The organism is Escherichia sp. WS1118, from assembly GCF_046487695.1.
GTDB lineage: Bacteria > Pseudomonadota > Gammaproteobacteria > Enterobacterales > Enterobacteriaceae > Escherichia > Escherichia coli.
The window spans coordinates 49414-75743 of sequence record NZ_JBJQIZ010000017.1 but is presented as its reverse complement, the minus strand read 5'-3'; the positions used below and the strand labels follow the sequence as shown (position 1 = coordinate 75743).

The window sequence follows — 26330 nt, the reverse complement described above, 5'->3', positions numbered from 1 at the left end:
ATCAAAAAAGAATAAAACTCAGTCTTGGGGGACTCAGCCCGGTAGAATACCGGACTGAGTATCAAAAAGCCGGTTAACTGAAACTGTCCAGGTTTTGGGGTTCAGTTCAATCAGCGTCGCATCAGGCATCCTGCTCAAATGCCGGATGCGGCGTAAACGCCTTATCCTGCCTACAAATGCGGAGTTTAACTCCGCTTATACAGCGGCAACCAAATCACCAGCCGTAAACCGCCCAGCGGGCTGTCTTCTGCCTTCACCCAGCCACGATGCTGCTGAATGGCGGTTTCAACAATCGCCAGCCCCAAACCTGTACCGCCAGATTCACGATCGCGTGCTTCGTCGGTCCGATAGAACGGACGGAAAATCTGTTCGCGATCTTCCGGGCTAACGCCAGGACCATCGTCGTCCACCGTAATGGTGATACCGTCTTTATCTACCGCAAAGCCCACTTCAATCTTCGTATGGGAATAACGCAGAGCATTACGAACAATGTTTTCCAGCGCACTTTCCAGGGCGTTCGGGTTGCCGTACAGCGGCCACGGCCCAGGTGGGAAGTTAACCGTCAACGACTTGCCCATTTGCTCGGCTTCGAACGCCGCGTTATCCAGCACTTCACTCCACAACTGGTTGGCTTTGATGGTCTCGCTAACCAGCGCATTTTTCTGCTGATTACGTGACATCACCAACAGATCGTTGATCATGCTGTCCAGACGTTGCGCTTCAGTTTCAATACGCTCCAGTTCCTTGCTTTCACCGCTACGACGGCGCAGTAACGCCGTACCCAGTTGCAGACGCGTCAGCGGGGTGCGCAGTTCGTGAGAGATATCAGAAAGTAGACGCTGCTGAGAGGTCATCATGCGCTCCAGCGCGGTGACCATCTGGTTAAAACTGGCACCGGCGGCAAGGAATTCCTGTGGCCCCGCTTCCAGTTCCGGGTGCTGGCGTAAGTTTCCCTGGGCAACTTCATCGGCAGCGTTTTTCAGCTTACGCGCCGGTTTTGCCAGACTCCAGGCCAACCACAACAGCAGCGGCGTACTGACCAGCATGGTGACAATCAGCAGTAATAGCGGGCGGTCAAACAGTAAGTTTATGAAATCGGATTGAGAACTGCTGGCCGGACGAATCAGATAAAGTTGGTAATTATCTTCGCCATCACGCACGGAGAACGGACCGACCAGTTCCACGCGGCCATACTTTTTCTTCTGCGGATGATCGGCGTTATCGGCCTGACCAATAAAGTTACGAATGATCTGCATTTCGCTGCGTTCAGCGCCGATCACGCGGCCTTCGGTGGTCACCAATAACAAACGCTGTCCTGGCGGTGCCCACTTATCAATCGCCCGGAACAGACGCCGCCACCACATTAAATCGTTGGGCGGATCGTTCGCCAGCTCCGCTTCGACATGCTGCTCAATCATCAGACCCTGACGCTGTTCGCTATCCAGAAGCTCGGTCATCTGGCGTGAATCGAGCTTGGGTAACATCAAAACCAACATCAACACCAGCGCCAGCGTCAGCCAGAAGATGGCGAAGATGCGCGCGGTTAAGCTGCCTATCATGAAGCAGAAACCATCAGATAGCCGCGACCACGCAGGGTTTTAAACCACGGGTGACCATCTTTACGATCCGGCAGTTTACGACGCAGGTTGGAAATGTGCATATCGATAGCGCGGTCAAAAGGCGTCAGGCGCTTGCCCAGCACTTCCTGGCTTAAATGCTCACGGGAAACCACCTGACCCAGATGCTGTGCCAGCAAATAGAGCAGGGTAAACTCAGTACCGGTTAACTCCAGCGTTTGCCCGTCGAAGCTGGCTTCCTGGCGACCAGGATTGAGACTTAAGGCATCAACTTCCAGTGTCGGTGAACCGTTGTCGTTGTTTTGCTGTTGTTCGCTCCAGTGCGAACGGCGCAGGATCGCGCGAATACGTGCCACCAGCTCACGATCATTAAACGGTTTTGGGAGATAGTCATCTGCGCCCAGCTCAAGCCCGAGAACGCGATCAAGTTCACTGCCGCGCGCCGTCAACATAATGACAGGCGTCTGGTGTGTCTGGCGAAGTGCTTTTAATGTGTCGATACCATTTTTCTTCGGCATCATTACATCAAGCAAAAGTAAATCAATGCTGTCGTCCAGAAGATCAAGCGCCTGTTCCCCATCGTGGGCAACAATCACGTTGAAGCCTTCCATCTCGAGCAGCTCCTTTAATAGGGAAGTCAGCTCTCGGTCATCATCAACTAACAGGATTTTATTCATTGTTTAAATACCTCCGAGGCAGAAATTACGTCATCAGACGTCGCTAATCCATGACTTTACGTTGTTTTACACCCCCTGACGCATGTTTGCAGCCTGAATCGTAAACTCTCTATCGTTGAATCGCGACAGAAAGATTTTGGGAGCAAATGATGCGCATAGTTACCGCTGCCGTCATGGCCTCAACGCTGGCAGTCAGTTCATTAAGCCACGCTGCTGAAGTCGGTTCAGGCGATAACTGGCATCCGGGTGAAGAACTTACGCAGCGCAGTACGCAGAGCCATATGTTCGACGGCATAAGTTTAACCGAACATCAGCGTCAGCAGATGCGAGATCTTATGCAACAGGCCCGGCACGAACAGCCTCCTGTTAATGTTAGCGAACTGGAGACAATGCATCGCCTTGTCACCGCAGAAAATTTTGATGAAAACGCTGTGCGCGCACAGGCAGAAAAAATGGCGAACGAGCAAATAGCTCGTCAGGTTGAGATGGCAAAAGTCCGCAACCAAATGTATCGCCTGTTAACGCCGGAGCAGCAAGCGGTTTTAAACGAGAAACATCAACAACGAATGGAGCAGTTGCGCGACGTGACGCAATGGCAAAAAAGTTCATCGTTGAAGCTATTGAGTAGTAGCAACTCACGTTCCCAGTAGTAAACCCTGTTTTCCTTGCCATAGACACCATCCCTGTCTTCCCCCACATGATGTGGGGGTTTTTTTTATCCTCAATTTGCCTGCTGCTTAATGCATTGCAGATGATTTGCTTCCGTTATACTACCGTCAGTTGATAGCGGGAGTATTTATGAATCAATCTTATGGACGGCTGGTCAGTCGGGCGGCGATTGCTGCGACGGCGATGGCTTCGCTGCTATTGCTGATTAAAATTTTTGCATGGTGGTATACCGGGTCGGTGAGTATTCTCGCCGCGCTGGTGGATTCGCTGGTGGATATCGGCGCGTCGTTGACGAATTTACTGGTGGTGCGATATTCCCTGCAACCTGCCGACGATAATCACTCGTTTGGTCACGGTAAAGCTGAGTCCCTCGCGGCGCTGGCGCAAAGTATGTTTATCTCCGGTTCGGCACTATTCCTGTTTTTGACGGGTATTCAACATCTGGTATCTCCAACACCGATGACAGATCCAGGCGTCGGGGTTATCGTGACAATTGTGGCGCTAATTTGTACGATTATCCTTGTCTCGTTTCAGCGTTGGGTGGTGCGCCGGACGCAAAGCCAGGCGGTGCGGGCTGATATGCTACATTACCAGTCTGATGTTATGATGAACGGTGCAATTCTGCTGGCGCTGGGGTTGTCCTGGTACGGCTGGCATCGCGCCGATGCTCTGTTTGCATTGGGAATCGGCATCTATATTTTATATAGCGCGTTACGCATGGGATATGAGGCGGTACAGTCATTACTGGATCGCGCATTGCCTGATGAAGAACGGCAAGAAATTATTGATATCGTGACTTCCTGGCCGGGTGTTAGCGGCGCTCACGATCTTCGCACGCGGCAGTCAGGGCCGACCCGCTTTATTCAGATTCATTTGGAAATGGAAGACTCTCTGCCTTTGGTTCAGGCACATATGGTGGCGGATCAGGTAGAGCAGGCTATTTTACGGCGTTTTCCGGGATCGGATGTGATTATCCATCAGGACCCCTGTTCCGTCGTACCCAGGGAGGGTAAACGGTCTATGCTTTCATAATCAGTATAAAAGAGAGCCAGACCCGCATTTTGTGTATAAAATACCGCCATTTGGCCTGACCTGAATCAATTCAGCAGGAAGTGATTGTTATACTATTTGCACATTCGTTGGATCACTTCGATGTGCAAGAAGACTTCCGGCAACAGATTTCATTTTGCATTCCAAAGTTCAGAGGTAGTCATGATTAAGAAAATCGGTGTGTTGACAAGCGGCGGTGATGCGCCAGGCATGAACGCCGCAATTCGCGGGGTTGTTCGTTCTGCGCTGACAGAAGGTCTGGAAGTAATGGGCATTTATGACGGCTATCTGGGTCTGTATGAAGACCGTATGGTACAGCTAGACCGTTACAGCGTGTCTGACATGATCAACCGTGGTGGTACGTTCCTCGGTTCTGCGCGTTTCCCGGAATTCCGCGACGAGAACATCCGCGCCGTGGCTATCGAAAACCTGAAAAAACGTGGGATCGACGCGCTGGTGGTTATCGGCGGTGACGGTTCCTACATGGGTGCAATGCGTCTGACCGAAATGGGCTTCCCGTGCATCGGCCTGCCGGGCACTATCGACAACGACATCAAAGGCACTGACTACACTATCGGTTTCTTCACTGCGCTGAGCACCGTTGTAGAAGCGATCGACCGTCTGCGTGACACCTCTTCTTCTCACCAGCGTATTTCCGTGGTGGAAGTGATGGGCCGTTATTGTGGCGATCTGACGTTGGCTGCGGCCATTGCCGGTGGCTGTGAATTCGTTGTGGTTCCGGAAGTTGAATTCAGCCGTGAAGACCTGGTAAACGAAATCAAAGCGGGTATCGCGAAAGGTAAAAAACACGCGATCGTGGCGATTACCGAACATATGTGTGATGTTGACGAACTGGCGCATTTCATCGAGAAAGAAACCGGTCGTGAAACCCGCGCAACTGTGCTGGGCCACATCCAGCGCGGTGGTTCTCCGGTGCCTTACGACCGTATTCTGGCTTCCCGTATGGGCGCTTACGCTATCGATCTGCTGCTGGCAGGTTACGGTGGTCGTTGCGTAGGTATCCAGAACGAACAGCTGGTTCACCACGACATCATCGACGCTATCGAAAACATGAAGCGTCCGTTCAAAGGCGACTGGCTGGACTGCGCGAAAAAACTGTATTAATGATTTCGGAAAAAGGCAGATTCCTTTAGCCTGAAACCGATGACAGAAGCAAAAAGGCCTGATGCGCTTCGCTTATCAGGCCTACATGAATTCTGTAATCTATTGAATTTGCAAACTTTTGTAGGCCGGATAAGGCGTTTGTGCCGCATCCGGCATGGACAAAGCGCACTTTGTCAGCAATATGAGGCGGATTTCTTCCGCCTTTTTAATCCCCCAACATATACTCGCAAGTTATAGCCAATCTTTTTTTATTCTTTAATGTTTGGTCAACCTTCTGGCACGCTTTGCTCATCACAACACAACATAAGAGAGTCGGGCGATGAAAAAGTGGGGCGTAGGGTTAACATTTTTGCTGGCGGCAACCAGCGTTATGGCAAAGGATATTCAGCTTCTTAACGTTTCATATGATCCAACGCGCGAATTGTACGAACAGTACAACAAGGCATTCAGCGCCCACTGGAAACAGCAAACTGGCGATAACGTGGTGATTCGTCAGTCACACGGTGGTTCAGGCAAACAAGCGACGTCGGTAATCAACGGTATTGAAGCTGATGTTGTCACGCTGGCTCTGGCCTATGACGTGGACGCAATTGCGGAACGCGGGCGGATTGATAAAGAGTGGATCAAACGTCTACCGGATAACTCCGCACCGTACACTTCCACCATTGTTTTCCTGGTACGTAAGGGTAATCCGAAGCAGATCCATGACTGGAACGATCTGATTAAACCGGGTGTTTCGGTGATCACGCCTAATCCGAAAAGCTCTGGTGGCGCGCGCTGGAATTACCTGGCAGCCTGGGGCTATGCGCTGCATCACAACAACAACGATCAGGCAAAAGCACAGGATTTTGTTCGGGCACTGTATAAAAACGTCGAAGTTCTGGATTCTGGCGCGCGCGGATCCACTAACACTTTTGTCGAGCGCGGAATTGGCGATGTACTGATTGCCTGGGAAAATGAAGCTCTGCTGGCAGCGAATGAACTGGGGAAAGATAAATTCGAAATCGTCACGCCGAGTGAGTCTATCCTCGCAGAGCCAACCGTGTCGGTGGTCGATAAAGTGGTCGAGAAAAAAGACACCAAAGAGGTGGCGGAAGCCTACCTGAAATATCTCTACTCGCCAGAAGGTCAGGAAATTGCAGCGAAAAACTACTACCGTCCGCGCGACGCTGAGGTAGCGAAAAAGTACGAAAATGCGTTTCCAAAATTGAAGTTATTCACCATTGATGAAGAGTTCGGCGGCTGGACGAAAGCGCAAAAAGAGCATTTTGCTAACGGCGGTACGTTCGATCAGATCAGCAAACGCTGATTTCTCCAGGATAATTATCAAGCCCGGTGGTTTCTCGCGACTGGGTTTTTTATTTGTCACGATTTTGCGTTACCCTTGCATCTCTTTGAGGTACAGGGAAAAAAAGATGAAAAAAGCGGGTCTTCTTTTTTTGGTGATGATAGTTATCGCCGTTGTGGCTGCCGGTATTGGTTACTGGAAATTAACCGGTGAAGAGTCAGACACGTTACGTAAGATTGTTCTTGAGCAATGTTTGCCCAACCAGCAGGAAAACCAAAACCCGTCGCCATGTGCGGAAGTCAAACCCAACGCCGGATACGTGGTTTTAAAAGATCGTCATGGCCCACTGCAATATCTGTTGATGCCAACGTACCGTATTAACGGTACTGAAAGCCCATTGTTGACCGATCCGTCAACGCCTAATTTTTTCTGGTTAGCCTGGCAGGCGCGTGATTTTATGAGCCAAAAATACGGCCAGCCTGTTCCCGATCGCGCGGTTTCTTTGGCGATCAACTCCCGCACCGGGCGTACGCAAAACCATTTTCATATTCATATTTCTTGTATTCGTCCTGATGTGCGCGAACAGCTGGATAACAATCTGGCGAACATCAGTAGCCGCTGGTTGCCACTGCCAGGTGGTTTGCGTGGGCATGAGTACCTGGCGCGTCGGGTAACGGAAAGCGAACTGGTACAACGCAGCCCATTTATGATGCTGGCGGAAGAAGTGCCTGAGGCGCGGGAACATATGGGAAGCTACGGGCTGGCGATGGTACGGCAGAGTGATAACTCATTTGTATTGCTGGCGACACAACGAAATCTACTGACGCTGAACCGTGCTTCAGCCGAAGAAATCCAGGATCATCAGTGTGAGATTTTGCGTTAAGGCGAGGAGTTTAGGAAAGTAAGTGCCGGATATGAAATCCGGCACCTGTCAGACTTAAGCCTGTTTAGCCGCTTCTGCAGCTTTAACGATCACGGCGAAAGCGTCAGCTTTCAGAGAAGCACCGCCAACCAGCGCGCCGTCGATGTCTGGCTGAGCAAACAGTTCTGCAGCGTTAGACGCGTTTACAGAGCCGCCGTACTGAATGATCACTTGTTCAGCGATGTTAGCGTCAACTTTAGCAATGTGGTCACGGATGAATTTGTGAACAGCCTGTGCCTGAGCCGGAGTTGCAGATTTGCCTGTACCGATTGCCCATACAGGTTCGTAAGCGATAACCGCACCTTCGAATGCCGCAGCACCCTGAGTTTTCAGTACCGCGTCGATCTGACGTGCACAAACTTCTTCAGTTTTGCCCGCTTCGTTTTCCGCTTCGGTTTCACCGATGCACAGAACCGGAGTCAGTCCCTGCTCTTTCAGCACCGCGAATTTTTTCGCGATCAGTTCGTCAGATTCTTTGTGGTAAGTACGACGTTCAGAGTGGCCGATGATGATGTACTGTGCGCCGATGTCTTTCAGCATAGCAGCAGAGGTTTCACCGGTGAATGCGCCGGACAGGTTCAGGTCCACGTTTTGCGCACCCAGCATGATGTGGCTGCCTTCAGCTTCACGCTTCGCCATATCGATGTACATTTCCGGTGGTGCGATTGCAACCGCACAGCCAGCAACACCTGCCAGCTCTTTACGCAGGTTAGATACCAGCTCGTGAACCATGTGGCGGCTGCCGTTCAGTTTCCAGTTACCCATCACTAAAGGATGTCGCATTTTAATTCTCCACGCTTATAAGCGAATAAAGGAAGATGGCCGCCCCGCAGGGCAGCAGGTCTGTGAAACAGTATAGAGATTCATCGGCACAAAGGCTTTGCTTTTTGTCATTTATTCAAACCTTCAAGCGATTCAGATAGCGCCAGCTTAATCGGTTCAACAGCGAAGGTCAGCCCCTTTTCGCCGTTGTCCGCGACAACATAACGCAGTGCACCTTCTGTCTCGGTGTAATAACGTTTGTTTTTCCCCGCCGTTAGTAGCGACTGCAGTTTTTTCTGGCTTTGAGTTTTGGTCATTAATGGGGTGAGTGTGCGGATCACCGCTGCCATGTATGCCTGAGCTTTCGCTTTCGCGGCTTTTTGCTCTGGCCCCTGGATGGGTAGCCAGGTTATTTGAATGCTTTTGATTTTTAAGGTACCGCGCTCCAGCGCAGTAGAAGCATACAAGTTCTCGTTAATTTTACTTGCTGCACGAGTGAGATTGGCTTTGTCGGGACTGCTGTCGATGGCACGAAATTCGTTCAGTGGCAGGCTGGGATTCTGGCTGTTAAAGTCTTCTCGAAACTGGCTGATGGAGAGATCGAAAGTAGGGGCTCCAGCCAGCAAATAAGGCGCGGTCGTTGCCGTATCTGGTGTTTGTGCATGCGCCGTTGTTGTAACGGTTAATGCAGAACATAAGAGAAAAAACAGCGTACACCCTGGCTTCATTGACAGTACCTTTTGTTATGACTGGCTCCGATTAAAACGATATCTGTCGCCCTTGTCAAAAGGGTAGAATCCTGGAAAAGACAACCATCAAGGAACTTACATGACCATACAGCAATGGTTATTCTCATTTAAAGGGCGTATTGGACGCCGTGATTTCTGGATTTGGATAGGCCTGTGGTTCGCAGGCATGCTGGTGCTTTTCTCACTGGCGGGTAAAAATTTACTCGATATTCAGACCGCGGCGTTTTGCCTTGTGTGCTTGCTTTGGCCAACAGCGGCAGTAACCGTTAAGCGCTTGCATGATCGCGGGCGTTCCGGCGCATGGGCATTTCTGATGATTGTGGCGTGGATGCTGCTGGCGGGTAACTGGGCGATTTTACCGGGTGTCTGGCAATGGGCGGTGGGGCGTTTTGTCCCGACGTTGATTCTGGTGATGATGCTTATCGATCTTGGTGCGTTTGTTGGCACACAAGGCGAAAATAAATATGGTAAAGATACCCAGGATGTGAAGTATAAAGCCGACAATAAATCAAGTAATTAACCTTTAATATATCTCTTACTTCTATTTTTTTCCGGGATTGTTATTTCCACGATGCAAGTGACAATGCCCGGAAAATCCTTCTGAACTCTTCACATTAAGCAATATCAAAAAAAATGGTAATCCATAAGATCATTACTTGTTTGTTCTTCCTTTAACGGCGCATTATTCTTAAGTCGTAATCGACAGAGAGGCGAATATACAGAGGTGCCCTATGAAAGATGTCGTAGATAAATGCAGTACTAAAGGATGTGCGATTGATATCGGTACGGTGATTGATAACGACAACTGTACCAGTAAGTTTTCGCGCTTTTTTGCCACCCGCGAAGAAGCAGAGTCCTTTATGACCAAACTGAAAGAGCTTGCCGCCGCTGCATCCTCTGCAGATGAAGGGGCCAGCGTGGCCTATAAGATTAAGGATCTGGAAGGGCAAGTTGAGCTTGATGCGGCCTTCACCTTCTCATGCCAGGCCGAGATGATTATTTTTGAGTTATCACTGCGTTCGTTAGCTTGATGGAGTTGCTTTAGAAGGAGTTAAACATGGCTTATAAACACATTGGCGTGGCAATTTCCGGGAATGAAGAAGATGCCTTACTGGTGAATAAAGCCCTGGAGCTCGCCAGACATAATGACGCTCACCTGACGTTAATTCATATTGATGATGGCTTAAGCGAGTTGTATCCGGGTATCTACTTCCCTGCAACAGAAGATATTCTTCAATTGTTGAAGAATAAGTCGGATAACAAGCTGTATAAACTGACGAAAAATATTCAATGGCCGAAGACAAAACTGCGTATTGAACGCGGAGAAATGCCGGAAACACTGCTGGAAATTATGCAAAAAGAGCAGTGCGACCTCCTTGTCTGTGGTCATCACCACTCATTTATCAACCGTTTGATGCCGGCATATCGCGGGATGATCAATAAGTTGAGTGCGGATCTCTTGATCGTGCCGTTTATCGACAAGTAACCGCTTACCAGTAATGCTCCGCTGTCATATGGCCCGGTCGGCGACGTAAATGTTTCGTCATCTGCCGGGTCTCCTTCAGCAACTGTTGTGTATCGCGCACCATCTGTGGATTGCCGCACAGCATCACATGGCTGGTTTCTTTATTCATCGGCAGGCCAACCGCGCTTTCCAGTTCACCACTTTCAATTAACGCCGGTAATCGCCCAGTGAGCGAACCCGCAGCCGTTTCCCGACTGACCACCGTCTGAATGCGCAGTTTCCCCTCGTAGCGTTTTTCCAGTTCCTGCATCAGAGGTAGATAGCTTAAGTCGGCGGCATATCGTGCGGCGTGAACCAGCACCATGTTTTTGAAGCGTTCTAAATCTTTGCCCAATTGCAGAATCGATAAATAAGGGCCAATCGCTGTACCGGTTGCCAGCATCCATAGCGTTTCGCAATCTGGTACTTCATCCAGCACAAAGAAGCCAGCGGCTTCGCTAACCACCTGCACTTCATCGCCCGGTTTCAGTGCCGCCAGTCGTGGACTTAATTTGCCATCGGGGACGGTGACCAGGTAAAACTCCAGATCCGGATTATCGGGCGAGTTAACATAGGAGTAGGCGCGCTGAACGCGTTCGCCTTCAATTTCAAGGCCAAGTTTGGTGAATTGCCCGGCGGTAAACGGAAGCACGGGAGCGTGAACGGTGAGACTAAACAGGGCGTCGGTCCAGTTCTGCACTTTAGTGACTTTGCCTGTTACCCAATCAGCCATGTTTTTCTCCTGTTTTGATTGACTTGCCTTATCTTCGTTCTCCGAACAAAAAAATTCCAGTCCCGAAGGACTGGAAGGCTCAATCGATCAAATCAATCAGAGGATGTGCACCTGCATTTCCGGGTCTTTACGATCCAGATAGTGGATGGACTGAATGCGACGAATGGTGCGTGATTTACCACGGATCAGCAGCGTTTCGGTGGTGGCGATATTGCCTTTGCGGCTAATACCTTCCAGCAGATCACCTTTGGTGATGCCGGTGGCAGAAAAGATGACGTTGTCGCTGCGCGCCATATCGCCCAAACGCAATACTTTACCGGCTTCGATGCCCATCGCTTTGCTGCGTGCCAGCTCCTGCTCGCCAATGCGACGATTCTCTTCGTTGTCGCCTTTGACGTCATGACGCGCCAGCAGACGACCGTTCATGTCACCATCTAATGCGCGGATCACCGCCGCAGAAACCACGCCTTCCGGCGCGCCACCAATACCGTACAGCACGTCAACTTCGCTGTCTGGCATACAGGTGAGAATTGAGGCTGCAACGTCGCCGTCCGGAATAGCAAATACGCGCACGCCGAGTTGCTGCATTTCTGCGATAACGGCATCGTGGCGCGGTTTTGCCAGAATCGTTACCGTCAGTTCGCTCAACGGTTTGCCGAGCGCCGCCGCAACATTGCGCAGGTTATCCGCCAGCGGCAGGTTCAGATCAATGGTGCCTTTGGCTCCCGGTCCGACGATCAGCTTCTCCATATACATATCTGGCGCGTTGAGGAAGCAGCCTTTATCGCCTACTGCCAGCACCGCCAGCGCGTTAGCCTGGCCCATCGCCGTCATGCGCGTGCCTTCAATCGGATCAACAGCAATATCTACCGCGTCGCCGCGACCAGTACCGACTTTTTCACCAATGTAGAGCATCGGTGCTTCGTCGATTTCACCTTCACCAATGACGATGGTGCCGTCAATGTTGACCTGGTTGAGCATAATACGCATGGCGTTTACCGCCGCGCCGTCCGCGGTGTTTTTATCGCCGCGTCCTAACCATTTGTAGCCAGCCAGCGCCGCTGATTCGGTGACGCGGGAAAATTCGATGGCAAGTTCTCGTCTCATAGCAAACTCTAAGCAGTAAGGAATGGCGCGAAGTGTAGCACAGGGGAAGGGCGGGATTATTGATGTGTGCGGGGTTGCCCCCGCACGGTTTCAGAGTCTGCGTGATGCCGGATGTGTATCCGACTCGTAGGCCTGATAAGACGCGCAAGCGTCGCATCAGGCAATCATTATTACTCGTCGTGTTCTTCCCATGCCATCGCGCGTTTGACCGCTTTTTTCCAGCCTGCGTAACGGTAATTACGCTCAGTGGTTTCGATGCCAGGACGGAACTCGCGTTCAATCACCGCTTTCTCTTGCAGCTCGTCAAGATTCTGCCAGAAGCCAACCGCCAGACCAGCAAGATAGGCCGCACCCAAAGCGGTGACTTCGCGCACTTCCGGGCGCTCAACGCGCGTACCGAGAATATCGGACTGGAACTGCATCAGGAAATTGTTTGCTACTGCGCCGCCATCCACGCGCAGGGCGTGCAGTCGAATACCAGAGTCGGCCTGCATTGCTTCCAGCACGTCACGCGTCTGATAAGCAATAGACTCCAGCGTCGCGCGTATAATGTGGTTAGCGTTCACCCCACGAGTCAGACCGAAAATCGCCCCGCGTGCATACGGATCCCAGTATGGCGCACCCAGCCCGGTAAAGGCCGGAACCACATACACACCATTGGTGTTTTGCACTTTGGTGGCGAAATATTCGGAATCGTAGGCGTCGTTAATCAACTTCATCTCATCGCGCAGCCACTGAATGGACGCGCCCGCCATAAACACCGCACCTTCCAGCGCATAGTTTACTTCGCCAGTCGGGCCGCAGGCGATGGTGGTCAGCAGGCCGTTTTCTGATTTCACCGCTTTCTCGCCAGTGTTCATCAGCATAAAGCAGCCAGTGCCATAGGTGTTCTTCGCCATTCCTTCTTTCACGCACAACTGACCAAACAGCGCCGCCTGCTGGTCACCGGCGATCCCGGAGATTGGAATACGCGTGCCGCCTTTGCCGCCAATGTTAGTCTGACCGTATACTTCGGAAGAACGACGCACTTCTGGCAGCATCTCGCGTGGAATATCCAGCACCTCCAGCATTTTGTCGTCCCAGTCCAGAGTATGGATGTTAAACAACATGGTACGAGAGGCGTTGGTGTAATCGGTCACATGGACACGGCCCTGAGTCATTTTCCAGATAAGCCACGTATCAACCGTACCAAACAGCAATTCACCACGACGCGCACGCTCGCGAGAGCCTTCTACATGGTCGAGGATCCACTTCACTTTGGTGCCAGAGAAGTACGGGTCAATCACCAGACCGGTGTTGTTACGAATGTACTCTTCCATGCCATCGCGTTTGAGATGTTCGCAGATCTCGGCGGTACGACGGCACTGCCAGACAATGGCGTTATAGATAGGCTTGCCGGTTTCTTTTTCCCAGACAATAGTGGTTTCACGCTGGTTCGTAATACCGATAGCTGCAATTTGATCGGAACTGATATCGGCTTTCGCCAGCACTTCTACCAGCGTGGAGCTTTGGGTGGCCCAGATTTCCATTGGGTCGTGTTCTACCCAGCCTGGTTTTGGGTAGATTTGCTCAAATTCGCGCTGCGACACGCTAATGATATTGGCATCGTGATCCATTACGACCGCGCGGGAGCTGGTGGTGCCCTGGTCGAGCGCAACGATATATTTTTTTTCAGTCATGTTTAATTGTCCCGTAGTCATATTACAGCGAAGCTTTTTGTTCTGAAGGAGTTGTGGTCTCCTTTTCTTCCACAACACAGATATCGCAAGGCAAATGGCGACCAATCAGTTTGCGATAGGCAAATGCACCTACAATCGCGCCAACGATAGGGCCAAAAAGCGGCACCAGGAAGTAAGGAATGTCTCTGCCGCCGGTAAAGGCGACATTGCCCCAGCCCGCCAGCCAGGCAAAGACTTTCGGACCGAAGTCACGCGCTGGGTTCATGGCAAAGCCCGTCAATGGGCCCATAGATGCGCCAATGACCGCAATCAGTAGACCAATCAGCAAGGGAGCCAAAGGGCCGCGTGGTACACCGTTGCCATCGTCCGTTAACGCCAGGATCAGCCCCATCAGAATAGCGGTAATCACCATCTCAACTGCGAAAGCCTGCACAAAATTGATATGAGGATTAGGGTAAGTAGAGAAAGTGCCAGCCAGATCAACACTTTCAACGCTGCCGCGAACAATGTGATGAGTCTGCTCGAAGTCGAAAAATAAATTGTAGTAAAGCCCGTAAACTAAAGCCGCAGCACAGAAAGCGCCGGCAACTTGTGAAACGATAAAAGGAATAACTTTGCGCTTGTCGAAACAGGCAAACAGCCACAATGCAATGGTAACAGCGGGATTAAGATGCGCGCCGGAAACCCCTGCGGTCAGGTAGATGGCCATTGCCACCCCCAGTCCCCAAATGACACTGATTTCCCACTGACCAAAAGACGCACCAGCGACTTTTAGTGCTGCAACGCAACCCACACCGAAAAAAATCAACAACCCGGTACCGAGGAATTCAGCAATGCACTGGCCTTTCAAGGTTGATGTTTGACTCATAATCGGATCCTGAAGAGTTAATGTTTGTTGTATGCGTGAAAGTCACGGACCTCCACGATGCTTGTAGGCATGCTGTAAACTTATCGTTAACGAGCAAAAACGAGAAATATCGAACTTAAAATGTGTGTGCTTCGTCATAAAATGAGCGTTATCGCGCCATTTATTCCATCTGATTGTACATGATGCATGTTTGTTAGATCATTCGCGCAACAAATTTATTAACATTTTCGATTGGTGTGGATTATGTCACCAGGAGAAGGATGAAAAGTGTAGCAAACCGTAATCTGCAAGGCGTGCCGCTGGACAGCGATGGCGCGGCTTCATACAATCGGAGCTAACTAAAGTGCGCTCGTATTTATTAAGGCGTCACCGGTAATCGGGACGAGGATTTTTATCCATCAACGCCTTGCAATTCAGGAGAGGTATGACAATGTCATTAGAAGTGTTTGAGAAACTGGAAGCAAAAGTACAGCAGGCGATTGATACCATCACTCTGTTGCAGATGGAAATCGAAGAGCTGAAAGAAAAAAACAACTCACTGTCGCAGGAAGTTCAAAATGCCCAGCATCAGCGCGAAGAGCTGGAGCGTGAGAACAACCATCTGAAAGAACAGCAGAACGGCTGGCAGGAACGTCTACAGGCCCTGCTGGGTCGCATGGAAGAGGTCTGATTACACTTCATCTTTCGCGTAATTTCTTTACTGTGTAGGCCAACAGGTAACGCAGAAAAAAGGCACCTTGCGGTGCCTTTTTTATCATTCAATATCCAGCGGATCTTCTGAAAGAATAATCCCGGTATTGTCGGCATAAAGATGGTCGCCGGAGAAGAAGGTGACACCGCCAAAATTGACGCGGACATCGCTTTCGCCAATGCCTTCGCCAGCGGCACCAACCGGAATTGCCGCCATCGCCTGGATGCCGATATCCAACTCTTCCAGGTCATCTACCTGACGCACCGCGCCGTAAATGACCAGACCTTCCCATTCATTTTGTACTGCCAGACGCGCCAGCTCAGCATCGACCAGTGCGCGACGAACAGAACCTCCGCCATCGACGACAAGAACACGACCACGGCCATTCTGTTCGAGCAGATCGTACAGCAACCCGTTGTCCTCGAAACATTTTACCGTGATTATTTGTCCGCCAAACGACGCCCGTCCGCCAAAGTTGGAGAACAGCGGTTCCACGACGTTAACATCTTCTTGATAGATGTCACAAAGCTCGGAAGTATCGTATTTCATAGGCTTAACATTCAGTTGCTGCGAGAATTTTCAGTATATCGCGCTATGTGGGCTGTTGGCAAAATCATCAATTGTTAATTGATATTTGTCAGTTATGCTGCCCACTGGCTTAGGAATATCCCTAAAACAAACAGCAGGTTAGTCAGTAACGCTCCTTTGACAGTGCGTTCCAGCATTGGTCGCATCGCCACCGGGTCCATTTCGCGCATCACATAACGAGCTTGCTTCACCAGCAACGGTGCCGCCAGCAGGAACAGCCAGCCCCACAGGCTATGCAGCGAAAAGAGATTAAACAGCGCCAGACACACCAGTGAGCCCATCAGCAGGCAGGCATGATAACGACGCGCGTTTACTGCGCCTAAGCGCACCACCAGCGTGTTTTTGCCGTTTTCGCGGTCGCTATTGATATCACGCAGGTTATTAATGTTCAGTACTGCCGTTGCCAGCAGGCCGCATGCGGTTGCCGGAAGGATCAGTGCCGGAATCAATGTATGAGCCTGTAAATACCAGCTCCCCATGACGCTCAACCAGCCAAAGAAAACCAGTACGGAAATATCACCCAAACCGATATAACCATAAGGACGATTGCCCACGGTGTAGGTGATAGCGGCAATGATCGACAACCCGCCAAGAATCAGGAAACCGACAAAATCGGCCAGCGTATGGCACGCCACTGCAACCAGTGCCAGCCCGGAAAGACAGATGAGCACAACGGTAATAATGAGCGCCCGTTTCATCTCTTGCTGGGTAATGACCCCTTTTTGCATGCCGCGTAGCGGCCCAATGCGGTCAGGTTTATCGCTGCCTTTTACCGCATCGCCGTAATCATTGGCGAGGTTAGAAAGGATCTGTAATAGCCCGGCGGTAATCAATGCCAGCAGGGCGACCAGTGGATCGAAGTGACCTTGCCACCATGCCAGCGCCGTCCCGACGATAATTGCAGCAAAGGCGAGGGGGAGGGTTTTAGGTCGTAAACTTTCCAGCCACGCCTGAGTTCGGCTAATTTGTTGTTCAGTCATAATACGCGCCAATAAAAATGGGGCCTTTCAGCCCCATCAAACAATGATGAAAATGATTGAACGCGATTATAGGATAAAACGGCTCAGATCTTCATCTGCCACCAACGCATCCAGATGTTTGCTCACATAATCTGCGTCAATAGTGATAGTTTGACCGCTTAAATCGCTGGCGTCGTAGGAAATCTCTTCCATTAAACGCTCCAGAACGGTATGTAAACGACGAGCACCGATGTTTTCGGTAGATTCGTTCACCTGCCATGCCGCTTCCGCGATGCGCTTAATACCGGAGTCGGTAAACTCGATATTTACGCCTTCAGTTGCCATCAGTGCTTTGTACTGCACAGTGATAGAGGCATTCGGCTCGGTCAGAATACGCTCGAAGTCGCTGGTGGTCAGTGCCTGCAGCTCAACGCGGATTGGCAGACGACCTTGCAGTTCCGGGATCAGGTCAGACGGTTTCGCAATCTGGAACGCGCCAGAAGCGATAAACAGAATGTGGTCAGTTTTGACCATCCCATGTTTGGTGGAAACAGTGCAACCTTCTACCAGCGGCAGCAGGTCACGCTGAACGCCTTCACGAGAAACATCCGGACCGGAAGACTCGCCGCGCTTACAGATTTTGTCGATTTCGTCGATAAACACGATCCCGTGCTGCTCAACAGCGTCGATAGCATCTTGCTTCAGCTCTTCCGGGTTCACCAGTTTCGCCGCTTCTTCTTCAATCAGCAGCTTCATGGCGTCTTTGATTTTCAGCTTACGCGCTTTTTGTTTCTGACCGCCCAGGTTCTGGAACATGGACTGCAGCTGGCTGGTCATCTCTTCCATGCCCGGAGGAGCCATAATTTCAACGCCCATCGGTGCTGCGGCAAGATCGATCTCGATTTCTTTGTCATCAAGCTGGCCTTCACGCAGTTTTTTGCGGAATGCCTGACGAGCAGCGGACGGTTCCTGCTGCTGTTCGGTCTGTCCCCAGTTGTTTTTAGCCGGTGGGATCAGTACGTCGAGAATACGTTCTTCTGCCAGTTCTTCAGCGCGATAACGGTTTTTCTCGATAGCCTGGACGCGTACCATTTTCACGGCGGCATCGGTCAGATCGCGAATAATAGAATCCACTTCCTTACCGACATAGCCCACTTCGGTGAATTTGGTCGCTTCAACTTTGATGAACGGCGCATTCGCCAGCTTAGCCAGACGACGGGCGATTTCAGTTTTACCGACACCGGTCGGGCCGATCATCAGGATATTTTTCGGGGTCACTTCATGGCGCAGCTCTTCGTTGAGCTGCATGCGACGCCAGCGGTTACGCAGAGCAATCGCCACGGAACGCTTGGCGTTGTCCTGGCCGATGATGTGCTTATCCAGTTCGCTGACGATTTCGCGTGGGGTCATTTCAGACATGGGAGATCCTTACGCTTTGTAGCTTAATTCTTCGATGGTGTGGAAATGGTTGGTATAGATGCAAATGTCGCCTGCAATATCCAACGCCTTTTCAGCAATTTCACGGGCGCTAAGTTCAGTGTTTTCTAACAGCGCGCGCGCCGCAGCCTGGGCGTAAGGGCCGCCGGAGCCGATAGCAATAAGATCGTTTTCTGGCTGCACCACGTCACCGTTACCGGTGATGATAAGCGATGCAGTTTCATCCGCGACTGCCAGCAATGCTTCAAGTTTGCGCAGCATGCGATCGGTACGCCAGTCTTTCGCCAGCTCAACGGCGGCTTTGATCAGATGGCCCTGATGCATTTCCAGTTTACGTTCAAACAGTTCGAACAGCGTAAAAGCATCCGCAGTACCGCCCGCAAAGCCCGCGATGACTTTGTCGTTGTACAGACGGCGGACCTTTTTCACGTTGCCTTTCATTACGGTATTGCCCAACGTGGCCTGACCATCACCAGCGATGACCACATGGCCGTTACGGCGTACGCTTACTATAGTTGTCACGAGCTGACCCCTTGGTTTCGAATACAGAGTACAAACCCCGTACAAAAGTACGGGGCATAATGTAATTATAGATGGGGGGGATTTTGAGGGTTTCAACCCCCGGCGGCGAGCCGAATGCAGTTTGTATGACCCGCCATCTTCAAGCGATTGAGGGTGCTGTCTGCGTTCTCTTTGCCTTTCACCGGGCCAATCACCACACGATTCCAGCCATTGTTGGTGGTAATTTTTGAGTCAAAGCCTTCGAACGCCAGCTGAGCACGTACCGTCTCTGCCTGTTCCGCGCCTCTGAACGAACCGCACTGCACCATCCAGCGGCGTTCGTCTTTTTTCTCCGCCGTCGGTTTTGGCGCGTCAGCGGCACGAGCAACCGGCGCAGCTTGCTGCGGCTTCGACTGCGCGGTCGTGTGCGCAGGGGTTTGCAGCAGATCCTGGTAAGGCTGCTGAGTAGAAGCCGGTTTAGACTGGCGCGGTTGCGCCTGTACCGGCGCGGCTTGCGACGTACGCGTCTGCTGCTGCCAGCTTTGTTCAGTCGTACGCGACTGCTGAACCAGGCGTTGCTGCTCCGCTAATTGCTGCGCCTGACGCTGGCGCTGTAGCGTTTGCTGACGCTGTTCCGGCGTCTGTTCATTCCACGGAACTTCAACCAGCTGCGTTGGCTGCTGGCGCATATCAGCCTGCATTTGCTCAAGAAGCTGGCGTTGTTCTGGTGTCAGTTGCTCCGGCGTTTTCACTTCACCACCGGCAGAAGGTTCTGTAGGCGCACGCACACCCGGCTGGCGACTTTCCAGCTCTTTGATGTAGCGCCAGCGTTCTTCTGGTTTTGGTGGTAGTCCGTTTCCGGTCACTTTCTGGCTTTGCAGCGTCTCGGACTCTTCTTTCTTGTGATGCGTAATGAAGTACAGACCACCGATAAAGGTCACAAGAACGGCGGCAGCAATAGCGACCATAGCGGGAGAAACCGCAGGCAGATTTCGTTGCTTTTTCCGTGAGGTGCTCTTTTTTCGCCGCGAAGGTGCCGGTTGGCTGCGGCGTACATAATCTCGTTGTGCCACTATCGTTTCGCTGTATTTATTCGTTCGTCAGCCCGCCATGTTACTTAAGCGGCGGGCCTTTGACCAGTCACGGCAGTCTTAAAGGTTTACTTTAAGGTAACGCGCGTGTTGATCCCCGGATGATAAGTTCGCAGTCCATTAAACGAGAGCCACTGCCAACGTGTTGCCCCTGCATTTGATCAAGCAATAACAGCATAGCTTCCCGACCGATTTCGTAACGCGGCTGCGCGATGGTTGTCAGCGGCGGATCACAAAATTGCGTCAGGTCGATGTTATCAAAACCGATTATGGAAAGGTCTTCCGGGACTTTCAGCCCCTGGCGTTTTGCCTGAGAAAGTGCGCCGAGCGCCATCACATCGCTATGGCAGAAGACCGCAGTAGGCGGTTGTGGAAGATCAAGCAGTTGTTGCATTGCTTTGCTTCCGGCTTCGAAGGTGAAGTCGCCACGGGCGATGTATTGCGGATCAACCATAATGCCGCAGCGACGCAGCGCCTGAACGTAGCCTTGCAGGCGGTAGTGACACAGCGGCATCTCTTCGGGACCGGCTATACAGCCAATCCGTTTATGCCCTTGCTCATATAGATAATTTACTGCATCAAATGCGGCGGTCAGATTGTCTATATGAACTGTAGGTAGCTCCAGTTCCGGTGCAAATTCGTTCGCCATCACCATCGGCGGCAGATTACGCTGTTCCTCAATGCTGGCATCAAACGGCAGCCTTGAACCCAGCAGCAACATGCCATCAATTTGCTTGGTGATGATCAAATCGATAAAGGTTTTTTCCTGCTGATTTTGATGCGCACAGTCGCCAATCAGCACCAGATATCCGTGATTTGCCGCCGTAACTTCGATACCGCGAATAATTTCGCTAAAGAAAGGGTCGCAGATATCCGGGACAATCACCAGAATAGTGCGGGATTCATTACGCTTGACGTTGCGCCCCATAGGCTGTGGTAAATAACCCACTTCCCGGGCCGCTTTTTCAACCCGATTACGAGTGGCCTGGGAGACTTTATCGGGATTCATTAATGCTCGGGAGACGGTCGCTGTAGAGACTTTTGCCTTGAGGGCAACGTCTTTCATGGTCGCGGCAGTTTCCTGCTTCTTCGCTTTCACACTCACTCCTCGCCTGGCACGTCAGGCGTACTACATCCATGTTTACTTCACATCGGCAACATTTTTAGCAGATAGCGCGTGAAAACGGTTACAGAATTTTCATGAAAAGTGTGATGAATATTGAATTTTTCGATCCGCCTCGCATCGTGATGCGGTTTAACCCTCAATCGGATCGACATCCAGCACCCATTTCACCTTGCGGGAATCCGGTATTGTATTAATAAGCGCCAGCGTACCATTGATGATGTGCTGTAAGCGCACGCGGGAAGGGTGCTGCAACAATATCTGCCAGCGCCAGCGACCGCCACGTTTAGGGGCCAGCGCCGGAACCGGACCGAGAACCCACAGTTTCTCGTCTGCCAGTGGGCTGGCGAGAATGAGATTACGCAGTTGTTGCAGGAACAATGGCGCGTGCTGATTGTTATGATCTTCCGCACGCACAATCACATGGCTGGTCCACGGCGGCAGCTGCATCATGCGTCGTTCAGCCAGTGCCTGTTCGGCAAAGGCGTCGTAGCCTTTATAGAGCAATGTTTGCAACAGAGGATGTTCCGGATGGTGCGTTTGCAGCACCACTTCGCCCTGTTTACCCGCACGCCCGGCACGACCGGCGACCTGGGTGTAAAGCTGGGCGAAACGTTCTGCCGAGCGAAAATCGGCAGAAAACAGCGCGCCGTCCACATCCAGTAACGCCACCAGCGTCACATCCGGAAAGTGGTGACCTTTCGCCAGCATTTGCGTGCCAATCAAGATCCTCGCGCCGCCGCGATGCACTTCCGCCAGTTGCTGTTCCAGCGCCCCTTTGCGGCTGGTGGTATCGCGGTCGATACGAGAAATGGGGACACCAGGGAACAACGGCGCGAGCGTCTGTTCAAGCTGTTCGGTGCCCAGCCCCACGGGTACCAGGTGCGTGGAACCGCAAGAAGGGCACTGGCGCGGCACCGGACGCTGACTGTCGCAATGGTGGCAGCGCAAATGCTGTTGCGCCTGATGCAGCGTGTAGTAGTGATCGCAACGTGGGCATTCGGCTATCCAACCACAGTCGTGGCACAGTAGCGCAGGCGCAAAACCCCGGCGGTTAAGAAAGAGGATAACCTGGTTGTCGGCCTGTAAATGCTGGCGCATACGGGTGATTAACGCCGGAGCCAGACCTGCCTGCACTTTCTGGCCTTTTAAATCCAGCACATGTTGAATTGCCGGGCGCGCATTCCCCGCCCGACGGGTCAGGCGCAGCAGGCGGTATTTTTTCTGCTGCACGTTGCATAACGTTTCCAGTGCGGGCGTTGCGGAGCCAAGAATAATCGGGATTTGCTCGCTGTGCGCACGATACACCGCCAGGTCGCGGGCATGATAGCGCCAGCCTTCCTGCTGCTTGTAGGAGCTGTCGTGCTCTTCATCAATGACAATCACGCCGAGATTTTTAAACGGCGTAAACAGCGCGGAGCGGGTGCCGATCACAATCGCCGCCTCGCCATTTTTCGCTTTCAGCCACGCCGAAAGACGCTCGCTGTCGTTCAGGCCGGAATGCAGAACTTCCACGGGGGCATTAAAACGTTCACGAAAACGGGCGATAGTTTGCGGTGTCAGGCCGATTTCCGGCACCATCACCAGCGCCTGTTTGCCCTGAGCGAGCACGTTTTCCAGTACACTGAGATAAACCTCCGTTTTACCGGAACCGGTAACGCCCGCCAGCAGCCAGGCAGAAAAAGTATCTGCCGCGCTATGAATTGCGCCAACGGCGGTGGCCTGTTCGGTATTCAATCGCAACCGTTCACCAGAAACGGCATAGTTCGTGCGCCAGTCGCTAAACTCTGGTGTTTCACTTGCTAAATCACACAGACCTTTTTTGCGCAGCGCCTGCAACGCGGCATCATTAAATTCGAGCGTGGCAACCTGATCACGCCAGATTTTGCCTTGCCGTAACGCTGCCAGTGCCTGTTGTTGCTTGGGTGAGCGTTTCAGGCTGTTAAGATCCACCGCCTGACCTTGTTCAGTGGCAAACCAGTACCACATCGGCGCGTTCGCCGCAGGCCGCCCCTGGCGTAGTAAAATCGGCAAGGCATGAAACAGCACATCGCCAATCGGATGATGATAGTAATCTGCCGCCCAGAGCAGTAATCGCCAGACGGAGTGAGTAAATACCGGCTCAACGTCCAGCACTTCAACTACCGCTTTCAGCTCGTTAAGCGGCAGCTCGCTGACATCGCTCACTGACACCACAACCCCGATGCGCTCCTGCTGTTTGCCAAACGGCACGCGCACGCGACACCCGGCTTTAACCGTCATGCCTTCTGGCAGCAGATAGTCAAAGGTACGAGGAAGCGGAACGGGCAAGGCAACGTGGGCAACGGGCATAGCATCATCCTGACTTGAAATTCGGTGGGTTAGTATACACATTGCCGTAGAAGAGTGCGGATCAGTTTGCATACGCTGGTTAATTTCTGTATGATTTCGCGCCTTCGTACGAAATGATCGTATTGAAGCTATACTTTTAACATCGCGTGGTGTCTGGCGTTAGGGCTGGAAGAGCGACGCGGCCTTAAACCGAGGTTTTCCCATGAAAAAAGATATTCACCCGAAATACGAAGAAATTACTGCTAGCTGCTCTTGCGGTAACGTAATGAAAATCCGCTCCACCGTTGGTCATGACCTGAACCTCGACGTGTGCAGCAAGTGCCACCCGTTCTTCACTGGCAAACAGCGTGATGTTGCTACCGGTGGCCGTGTTGACCGCTTCAACAAGCGTTTCAACATCCCGGGCAGCAAATAAGACCGGATTTCCGAAAAAAGCGCCGTACGGCGCTTTTTTTGTGCCTGAATGTTGGTCGTATTACCAGGAAAACAGCGGCCATTCTTTGGCGACCGTGGTGAGTTGTGGCGCGTCGAAAACGGCTTGTGGTGAAACTACCGTTTCCTCAAGCGGAATATTTTTGCCGTAGCGTTCTTTGAGCTTTGCCTGAACTAGCGGGTTACTAAGATCGAACTCTTTCAGCTTCTGCTGCTCGCCCACACGCATTCCCAGCGCATTCTGGTAGACCTTCCACACCACTTCCGAACAGTACTGGCGATCGTCGCTCCACGAGAAGCTGGAGTCATACGGTTTACCGAGATAACGTTTTGCCGTTTGCGCCAGTTTTTGCTGTTGTTCAACACTCAGTCCGCCTTCAACGCGGCGAACAACGTATTTGCCCTTTTCACCATGGGCGATCCACTGCTTGAGTGGGGTGTATTTTACCGGGCCGACCGCTTCAAAAACGTAGGGCTTTTTGTTGCGTATCACCAGCATACCGGTGTGGCTGTAATCGGAATGGGTCGCCAGTTGGATCGCTTTACTTTGCGATGAGCGAGAGATCTGAAAGATGATGTCGCCGGTTTGTGGTTGCCAGGCAAATGCAGGCACAGAAACCAGCAGGCTGAGAATCAGTAGCCTGATTTTCATCGTTAAACGTCCATGTATGAAAAAAGCGGCTGGTTAACTCCGCGCCGCTCTTTTCCGCTTTAGTATTCCCACGTCTCCGGGTTAATCCCCATCTCACGCATGATCTCTTTTGCCGCCTCCGGAATTTCGTCGCTGCGCTCTTTACGCAGGTCGGCATCATCCGGCAAAGGTTGCCCGGTAAAGGCATGCAGAAACGCTTCGCACAGCAGCTCGCTGTTGGTCGCGTGACGCAGGTTGTTCACCTGACGACGCGTGCGTTCATCGGTGAGGATTTTTAACACCTTAAGAGGAATGGAAACCGTAATTTTTTTGACTTGTTCACTCTTCTTGCCGTGCTCAGCGTATGGGCTGATATATTCGCCGCTCCATTCAGCCATGAGATACTTAATCCTCTTCGTCAATAAATTGAGGCCAGACCACACAATTAATATGGGTACTGACCGTAAACCCGCATAGTTTACCGTACAGGCGTTACCGTGACATCGTGTAATGCACCTGTCGGCGTGATAATGCATATAATTTTAACGGCTATTTGAGATTTGCTCAATCTATACGCAAAGAAGTTTAGATGTCCAGATGTATTGACGTCCATTAACACAATGTTTACTCTGGTGCCTGACATTTCACCGACCAAGCCCAGGGAACTTCATCACATGACGCGTAAACAGGCCACCATCGCAGTGCGTAGCGGGTTAAATGACGACGAACAGTATGGTTGCGTTGTCCCTCCCATCCATCTTTCCAGTACCTATAACTTTACCGGATTTAATGAACCGCGCGCGCATGATTACTCGCGGCGCGGCAACCCAACGCGCGATGTGGTTCAGCGAGCGCTGGCAGAACTGGAAGGCGGTGCTGGTGCAGTACTTACTAATACCGGCATGTCCGCGATTCACCTGGTAACGACCGTCTTTTTGAAACCTGGCGATCTGCTGGTTGCGCCGCACGACTGCTACGGCGGTAGCTATCGCCTGTTCGACAGCCTGGCGAAACGCGGTTGCTATCGCGTGTTGTTTGTTGATCAAGGCGATGAACAGGCATTACGGGCAGCGCTGGCAGAAAAACCCAAACTGGTACTGGTAGAAAGCCCAAGTAATCCATTGTTACGCGTCGTGGATATTGCGAAAATCTGCCATCTGGCAAGGGAAGTCGGGGCGGTGAGCGTGGTGGATAACACCTTCTTAAGCCCGGCATTACAAAATCCACTGGCATTAGGTGCCGATCTGGTGTTGCATTCATGCACGAAATATCTGAACGGTCACTCTGACGTGGTGGCAGGCGTAGTGATTGCTAAAGACCCGGACGTTGTCACTGAACTTGCCTGGTGGGCAAACAATATTGGCGTGACGGGCGGCGCGTTTGACAGCTATCTGCTGCTGCGCGGGTTGCGAACGCTGGTGCCGCGAATGGAGCTGGCCCAGCGCAACGCGCAGGCGATTGTGAAATATCTGCAAACCCAGCCGTTGGTGAAAAAACTGTATCACCCGTCGCTGCCGGAAAATCAGGGGCATGAAATTGCCGCGCGCCAGCAAAAAGGCTTTGGCGCAATGTTGAGTTTTGAACTGGATGGCGATGAGCACACGCTGCGTCGTTTCCTGGGCGAGCTGTCGTTGTTTACGCTGGCGGAATCATTAGGGGGAGTGGAAAGTTTAATCTCTCACGCCGCAACCATGACACATGCAGGCATGGCGCCAGAAGCGCGTGCTGCCGCCGGGATCTCCGAGACGCTGCTGCGTATCTCCACCGGTATTGAAGATGGCGAAGATTTAATTGCCGACCTGGAAAATGGCTTCCGGGCTGCAAACAAGGGGTAAA

28 protein-coding genes are annotated in these 26330 nt (G+C 51.8%); 11 read left to right on the top strand and 17 right to left on the bottom strand.

Features of this window, described 5'->3' with window-relative positions; genetic code table 11:
• Positions 1–185: 185 nt before the first annotated feature.
• Both cpxA and cpxR read right to left on the bottom strand, forming a co-directional pair.
• Complete coding sequence (gene cpxA / locus ACJHYO_RS21475) at positions 186–1559, bottom strand: envelope stress sensor histidine kinase CpxA (protein ID WP_000580417.1); 1374 nt, start codon at positions 1557–1559, stop codon at positions 186–188.
• A complete protein-coding gene (gene cpxR, locus ACJHYO_RS21470) occupies positions 1556–2254 on the bottom strand; it encodes an envelope stress response regulator transcription factor CpxR (protein ID WP_001033719.1) in 699 nt (232 codons plus the stop codon). Before cpxR ends, cpxA begins: the two co-directional genes overlap by 4 nt.
• Before the next feature lie 149 nt (positions 2255–2403).
• Between cpxR and cpxP the strand changes: the two genes are divergently transcribed.
• From cpxP to cdh, 5 genes are all read left to right on the top strand, one after another.
• Positions 2404–2904, top strand: a complete 501-nt coding sequence (cpxP, locus tag ACJHYO_RS21465) for a cell-envelope stress modulator CpxP (protein ID WP_001223800.1) — start codon at positions 2404–2406, stop codon at positions 2902–2904.
• A gap of 148 nt (positions 2905–3052) precedes the next feature.
• Complete coding sequence (gene fieF / locus ACJHYO_RS21460; RefSeq protein WP_001076748.1) at positions 3053–3955, top strand: CDF family cation-efflux transporter FieF; 903 nt, start codon at positions 3053–3055, stop codon at positions 3953–3955.
• Between the two features lie 180 nt (positions 3956–4135).
• Positions 4136–5098, top strand: coding sequence for a 6-phosphofructokinase (gene pfkA, locus ACJHYO_RS21455; RefSeq protein WP_000591795.1), 963 nt, complete (start codon positions 4136–4138; stop codon positions 5096–5098).
• Between the two features lie 319 nt (positions 5099–5417).
• Positions 5418–6407, top strand: a complete 990-nt coding sequence (gene sbp, locus ACJHYO_RS21450; RefSeq protein WP_000758726.1) for a sulfate/thiosulfate ABC transporter substrate-binding protein Sbp — start codon at positions 5418–5420, stop codon at positions 6405–6407.
• 106 nt (positions 6408–6513) lie between these two features.
• Positions 6514–7269, top strand: a complete 756-nt coding sequence (cdh, locus tag ACJHYO_RS21445) for a CDP-diacylglycerol diphosphatase (protein WP_001298413.1) — start codon at positions 6514–6516, stop codon at positions 7267–7269.
• A 54-nt stretch (positions 7270–7323) separates the two neighbouring features.
• Here the strand turns inward: cdh and tpiA are convergent, their stop codons facing one another.
• Both tpiA and ACJHYO_RS21435 read right to left on the bottom strand, forming a co-directional pair.
• Positions 7324–8091: a triose-phosphate isomerase gene (tpiA, locus tag ACJHYO_RS21440; protein ID WP_001216325.1), complete on the bottom strand. Its 768-nt coding sequence runs from the start codon at positions 8089–8091 to the stop codon at positions 7324–7326.
• A gap of 107 nt (positions 8092–8198) precedes the next feature.
• Complete coding sequence (locus ACJHYO_RS21435; RefSeq protein WP_000802217.1) at positions 8199–8798, bottom strand: YiiQ family protein; 600 nt, start codon at positions 8796–8798, stop codon at positions 8199–8201.
• A gap of 100 nt (positions 8799–8898) precedes the next feature.
• On the opposite strand from ACJHYO_RS21435, the gene ACJHYO_RS21430 reads away from it, so the two are divergent.
• The 3 genes from ACJHYO_RS21430 to uspD all read left to right on the top strand — a co-directional run bounded on the left by ACJHYO_RS21430 (position 8899) and on the right by uspD (position 10305).
• Positions 8899–9339, top strand: coding sequence for a DUF805 domain-containing protein (locus ACJHYO_RS21430; RefSeq protein WP_000155257.1), 441 nt, complete (start codon positions 8899–8901; stop codon positions 9337–9339).
• A gap of 211 nt (positions 9340–9550) precedes the next feature.
• Positions 9551–9850 (top strand): DUF406 domain-containing protein, encoded by a 300-nt coding sequence (locus tag ACJHYO_RS21425; protein ID WP_000655986.1) that lies wholly within the window; start codon positions 9551–9553, stop codon positions 9848–9850.
• 26 nt (positions 9851–9876) lie between these two features.
• The gene (uspD, locus tag ACJHYO_RS21420) at positions 9877–10305 is read left to right on the top strand and encodes a universal stress protein UspD (RefSeq protein ID WP_000323555.1); all 429 of its coding nucleotides are present in this window, start codon (positions 9877–9879) and stop codon (positions 10303–10305) included.
• Between the two features lie 4 nt (positions 10306–10309).
• On the opposite strand, the gene fpr is transcribed toward uspD, so the two are convergent.
• The 4 genes from fpr to glpF all read right to left on the bottom strand — a co-directional run bounded on the left by fpr (position 10310) and on the right by glpF (position 14710).
• Positions 10310–11056, bottom strand: a complete 747-nt coding sequence (gene fpr, locus ACJHYO_RS21415) for a ferredoxin--NADP(+) reductase (protein ID WP_000796345.1) — start codon at positions 11054–11056, stop codon at positions 10310–10312.
• A gap of 96 nt (positions 11057–11152) precedes the next feature.
• The gene (glpX, locus tag ACJHYO_RS21410; protein WP_410232569.1) at positions 11153–12163 is read right to left on the bottom strand and encodes a class II fructose-bisphosphatase; all 1011 of its coding nucleotides are present in this window, start codon (positions 12161–12163) and stop codon (positions 11153–11155) included.
• Between the two features lie 170 nt (positions 12164–12333).
• Positions 12334–13842: a glycerol kinase GlpK gene (gene glpK, locus ACJHYO_RS21405; RefSeq protein WP_000136804.1), complete on the bottom strand. Its 1509-nt coding sequence runs from the start codon at positions 13840–13842 to the stop codon at positions 12334–12336.
• A gap of 22 nt (positions 13843–13864) precedes the next feature.
• Positions 13865–14710 carry a glycerol uptake facilitator protein GlpF gene (gene glpF / locus ACJHYO_RS21400; protein ID WP_000084268.1) on the bottom strand — a complete coding sequence of 282 codons (846 nt, stop codon included), beginning with the start codon at positions 14708–14710 and terminating at the stop codon, positions 13865–13867.
• Positions 14711–15134: 424 nt separating this feature from the next.
• Here glpF and zapB point away from each other — a divergent pair, with 424 nt between their 5' ends.
• The gene (gene zapB, locus ACJHYO_RS21395) at positions 15135–15380 is read left to right on the top strand and encodes a septal ring assembly protein ZapB (protein ID WP_001296623.1); all 246 of its coding nucleotides are present in this window, start codon (positions 15135–15137) and stop codon (positions 15378–15380) included.
• An 84-nt stretch (positions 15381–15464) separates the two neighbouring features.
• Here the strand turns inward: zapB and rraA are convergent, their stop codons facing one another.
• The 7 genes from rraA to priA form a co-directional block, all read right to left on the bottom strand.
• Positions 15465–15950 (bottom strand): ribonuclease E activity regulator RraA, encoded by a 486-nt coding sequence (gene rraA, locus ACJHYO_RS21390; protein WP_000872908.1) that lies wholly within the window; start codon positions 15948–15950, stop codon positions 15465–15467.
• 92 nt (positions 15951–16042) lie between these two features.
• Entirely contained in the window at positions 16043–16969 is a 927-nt protein-coding gene (gene menA / locus ACJHYO_RS21385) for a 1,4-dihydroxy-2-naphthoate polyprenyltransferase (RefSeq protein ID WP_001305044.1), read from the bottom strand.
• Between the two features lie 66 nt (positions 16970–17035).
• Positions 17036–18367 (bottom strand): HslU--HslV peptidase ATPase subunit, encoded by a 1332-nt coding sequence (hslU, locus tag ACJHYO_RS21380; RefSeq protein ID WP_001293344.1) that lies wholly within the window; start codon positions 18365–18367, stop codon positions 17036–17038.
• 9 nt (positions 18368–18376) lie between these two features.
• Complete coding sequence (gene hslV / locus ACJHYO_RS21375) at positions 18377–18907, bottom strand: ATP-dependent protease subunit HslV (protein ID WP_000208235.1); 531 nt, start codon at positions 18905–18907, stop codon at positions 18377–18379.
• A 92-nt stretch (positions 18908–18999) separates the two neighbouring features.
• A complete protein-coding gene (gene ftsN / locus ACJHYO_RS21370; RefSeq protein ID WP_000068845.1) occupies positions 19000–19959 on the bottom strand; it encodes a cell division protein FtsN in 960 nt (319 codons plus the stop codon).
• A 91-nt stretch (positions 19960–20050) separates the two neighbouring features.
• Positions 20051–21076 (bottom strand): DNA-binding transcriptional regulator CytR, encoded by a 1026-nt coding sequence (cytR, locus tag ACJHYO_RS21365; RefSeq protein WP_000644904.1) that lies wholly within the window; start codon positions 21074–21076, stop codon positions 20051–20053.
• 156 nt (positions 21077–21232) lie between these two features.
• Positions 21233–23431: a primosomal protein N' gene (gene priA / locus ACJHYO_RS21360; protein ID WP_085455624.1), complete on the bottom strand. Its 2199-nt coding sequence runs from the start codon at positions 23429–23431 to the stop codon at positions 21233–21235.
• A 202-nt stretch (positions 23432–23633) separates the two neighbouring features.
• On the opposite strand from priA, the gene rpmE reads away from it, so the two are divergent.
• Positions 23634–23846, top strand: a complete 213-nt coding sequence (gene rpmE / locus ACJHYO_RS21355; RefSeq protein WP_000710769.1) for a 50S ribosomal protein L31 — start codon at positions 23634–23636, stop codon at positions 23844–23846.
• Between the two features lie 60 nt (positions 23847–23906).
• Here rpmE and ACJHYO_RS21350 read toward each other — a convergent pair whose 3' ends face one another.
• Both ACJHYO_RS21350 and metJ read right to left on the bottom strand, forming a co-directional pair.
• On the bottom strand, positions 23907–24515 hold the full coding sequence (locus tag ACJHYO_RS21350; protein WP_000702302.1) for a YiiX family permuted papain-like enzyme: 609 nt from the start codon (positions 24513–24515) through the stop codon (positions 23907–23909).
• A 59-nt stretch (positions 24516–24574) separates the two neighbouring features.
• Positions 24575–24892 (bottom strand): met regulon transcriptional regulator MetJ, encoded by a 318-nt coding sequence (gene metJ / locus ACJHYO_RS21345; RefSeq protein WP_000852812.1) that lies wholly within the window; start codon positions 24890–24892, stop codon positions 24575–24577.
• A gap of 276 nt (positions 24893–25168) precedes the next feature.
• On the opposite strand from metJ, the gene metB reads away from it, so the two are divergent.
• The gene (gene metB, locus ACJHYO_RS21340; protein WP_024704833.1) at positions 25169–26329 is read left to right on the top strand and encodes a cystathionine gamma-synthase; all 1161 of its coding nucleotides are present in this window, start codon (positions 25169–25171) and stop codon (positions 26327–26329) included.
• The last annotated feature ends 1 nt before the right edge of the window (position 26330 follow it).

Bases quoted from the DNA above. Each gene is read 5' to 3' on its own strand.
- glpK (WP_000136804.1), bottom strand. From the start codon at position 13,842: ATGACTGAAAAAAAATATATCGTTGCGCTCGACCAGGGCACCACCAGC.
- pfkA (WP_000591795.1), top strand. From the start codon at position 4,136: ATGATTAAGAAAATCGGTGTGTTGACAAGCGGCGGTGATGCGCCAGGC.
- fieF (WP_001076748.1), top strand. From the start codon at position 3,053: ATGAATCAATCTTATGGACGGCTGGTCAGTCGGGCGGCGATTGCTGCG.
- zapB (WP_001296623.1), top strand. From the start codon at position 15,135: ATGACAATGTCATTAGAAGTGTTTGAGAAACTGGAAGCAAAAGTACAG.
- uspD (WP_000323555.1), top strand. From the start codon at position 9,877: ATGGCTTATAAACACATTGGCGTGGCAATTTCCGGGAATGAAGAAGAT.
- cdh (WP_001298413.1), top strand. From the start codon at position 6,514: ATGAAAAAAGCGGGTCTTCTTTTTTTGGTGATGATAGTTATCGCCGTT.
- fpr (WP_000796345.1), bottom strand. From the start codon at position 11,056: ATGGCTGATTGGGTAACAGGCAAAGTCACTAAAGTGCAGAACTGGACC.
- hslU (WP_001293344.1), bottom strand. From the start codon at position 18,367: ATGTCTGAAATGACCCCACGCGAAATCGTCAGCGAACTGGATAAGCAC.
- menA (WP_001305044.1), bottom strand. From the start codon at position 16,969: ATGACTGAACAACAAATTAGCCGAACTCAGGCGTGGCTGGAAAGTTTA.
- tpiA (WP_001216325.1), bottom strand. From the start codon at position 8,091: ATGCGACATCCTTTAGTGATGGGTAACTGGAAACTGAACGGCAGCCGC.
- priA (WP_085455624.1), bottom strand. From the start codon at position 23,431: ATGCCCGTTGCCCACGTTGCCTTGCCCGTTCCGCTTCCTCGTACCTTT.
- cpxA (WP_000580417.1), bottom strand. From the start codon at position 1,559: ATGATAGGCAGCTTAACCGCGCGCATCTTCGCCATCTTCTGGCTGACG.
- metJ (WP_000852812.1), bottom strand. From the start codon at position 24,892: ATGGCTGAATGGAGCGGCGAATATATCAGCCCATACGCTGAGCACGGC.
- ACJHYO_RS21425 (WP_000655986.1), top strand. From the start codon at position 9,551: ATGAAAGATGTCGTAGATAAATGCAGTACTAAAGGATGTGCGATTGAT.
- glpX (WP_410232569.1), bottom strand. From the start codon at position 12,163: ATGAGACGAGAACTTGCCATCGAATTTTCCCGCGTCACCGAATCAGCG.
- cpxP (WP_001223800.1), top strand. From the start codon at position 2,404: ATGCGCATAGTTACCGCTGCCGTCATGGCCTCAACGCTGGCAGTCAGT.
- sbp (WP_000758726.1), top strand. From the start codon at position 5,418: ATGAAAAAGTGGGGCGTAGGGTTAACATTTTTGCTGGCGGCAACCAGC.
- metB (WP_024704833.1), top strand. From the start codon at position 25,169: ATGACGCGTAAACAGGCCACCATCGCAGTGCGTAGCGGGTTAAATGAC.
- rpmE (WP_000710769.1), top strand. From the start codon at position 23,634: ATGAAAAAAGATATTCACCCGAAATACGAAGAAATTACTGCTAGCTGC.
- ACJHYO_RS21430 (WP_000155257.1), top strand. From the start codon at position 8,899: ATGACCATACAGCAATGGTTATTCTCATTTAAAGGGCGTATTGGACGC.
- cpxR (WP_001033719.1), bottom strand. From the start codon at position 2,254: ATGAATAAAATCCTGTTAGTTGATGATGACCGAGAGCTGACTTCCCTA.
- rraA (WP_000872908.1), bottom strand. From the start codon at position 15,950: ATGAAATACGATACTTCCGAGCTTTGTGACATCTATCAAGAAGATGTT.
- glpF (WP_000084268.1), bottom strand. From the start codon at position 14,710: ATGAGTCAAACATCAACCTTGAAAGGCCAGTGCATTGCTGAATTCCTC.
- ACJHYO_RS21350 (WP_000702302.1), bottom strand. From the start codon at position 24,515: ATGAAAATCAGGCTACTGATTCTCAGCCTGCTGGTTTCTGTGCCTGCA.
- ACJHYO_RS21435 (WP_000802217.1), bottom strand. From the start codon at position 8,798: ATGAAGCCAGGGTGTACGCTGTTTTTTCTCTTATGTTCTGCATTAACC.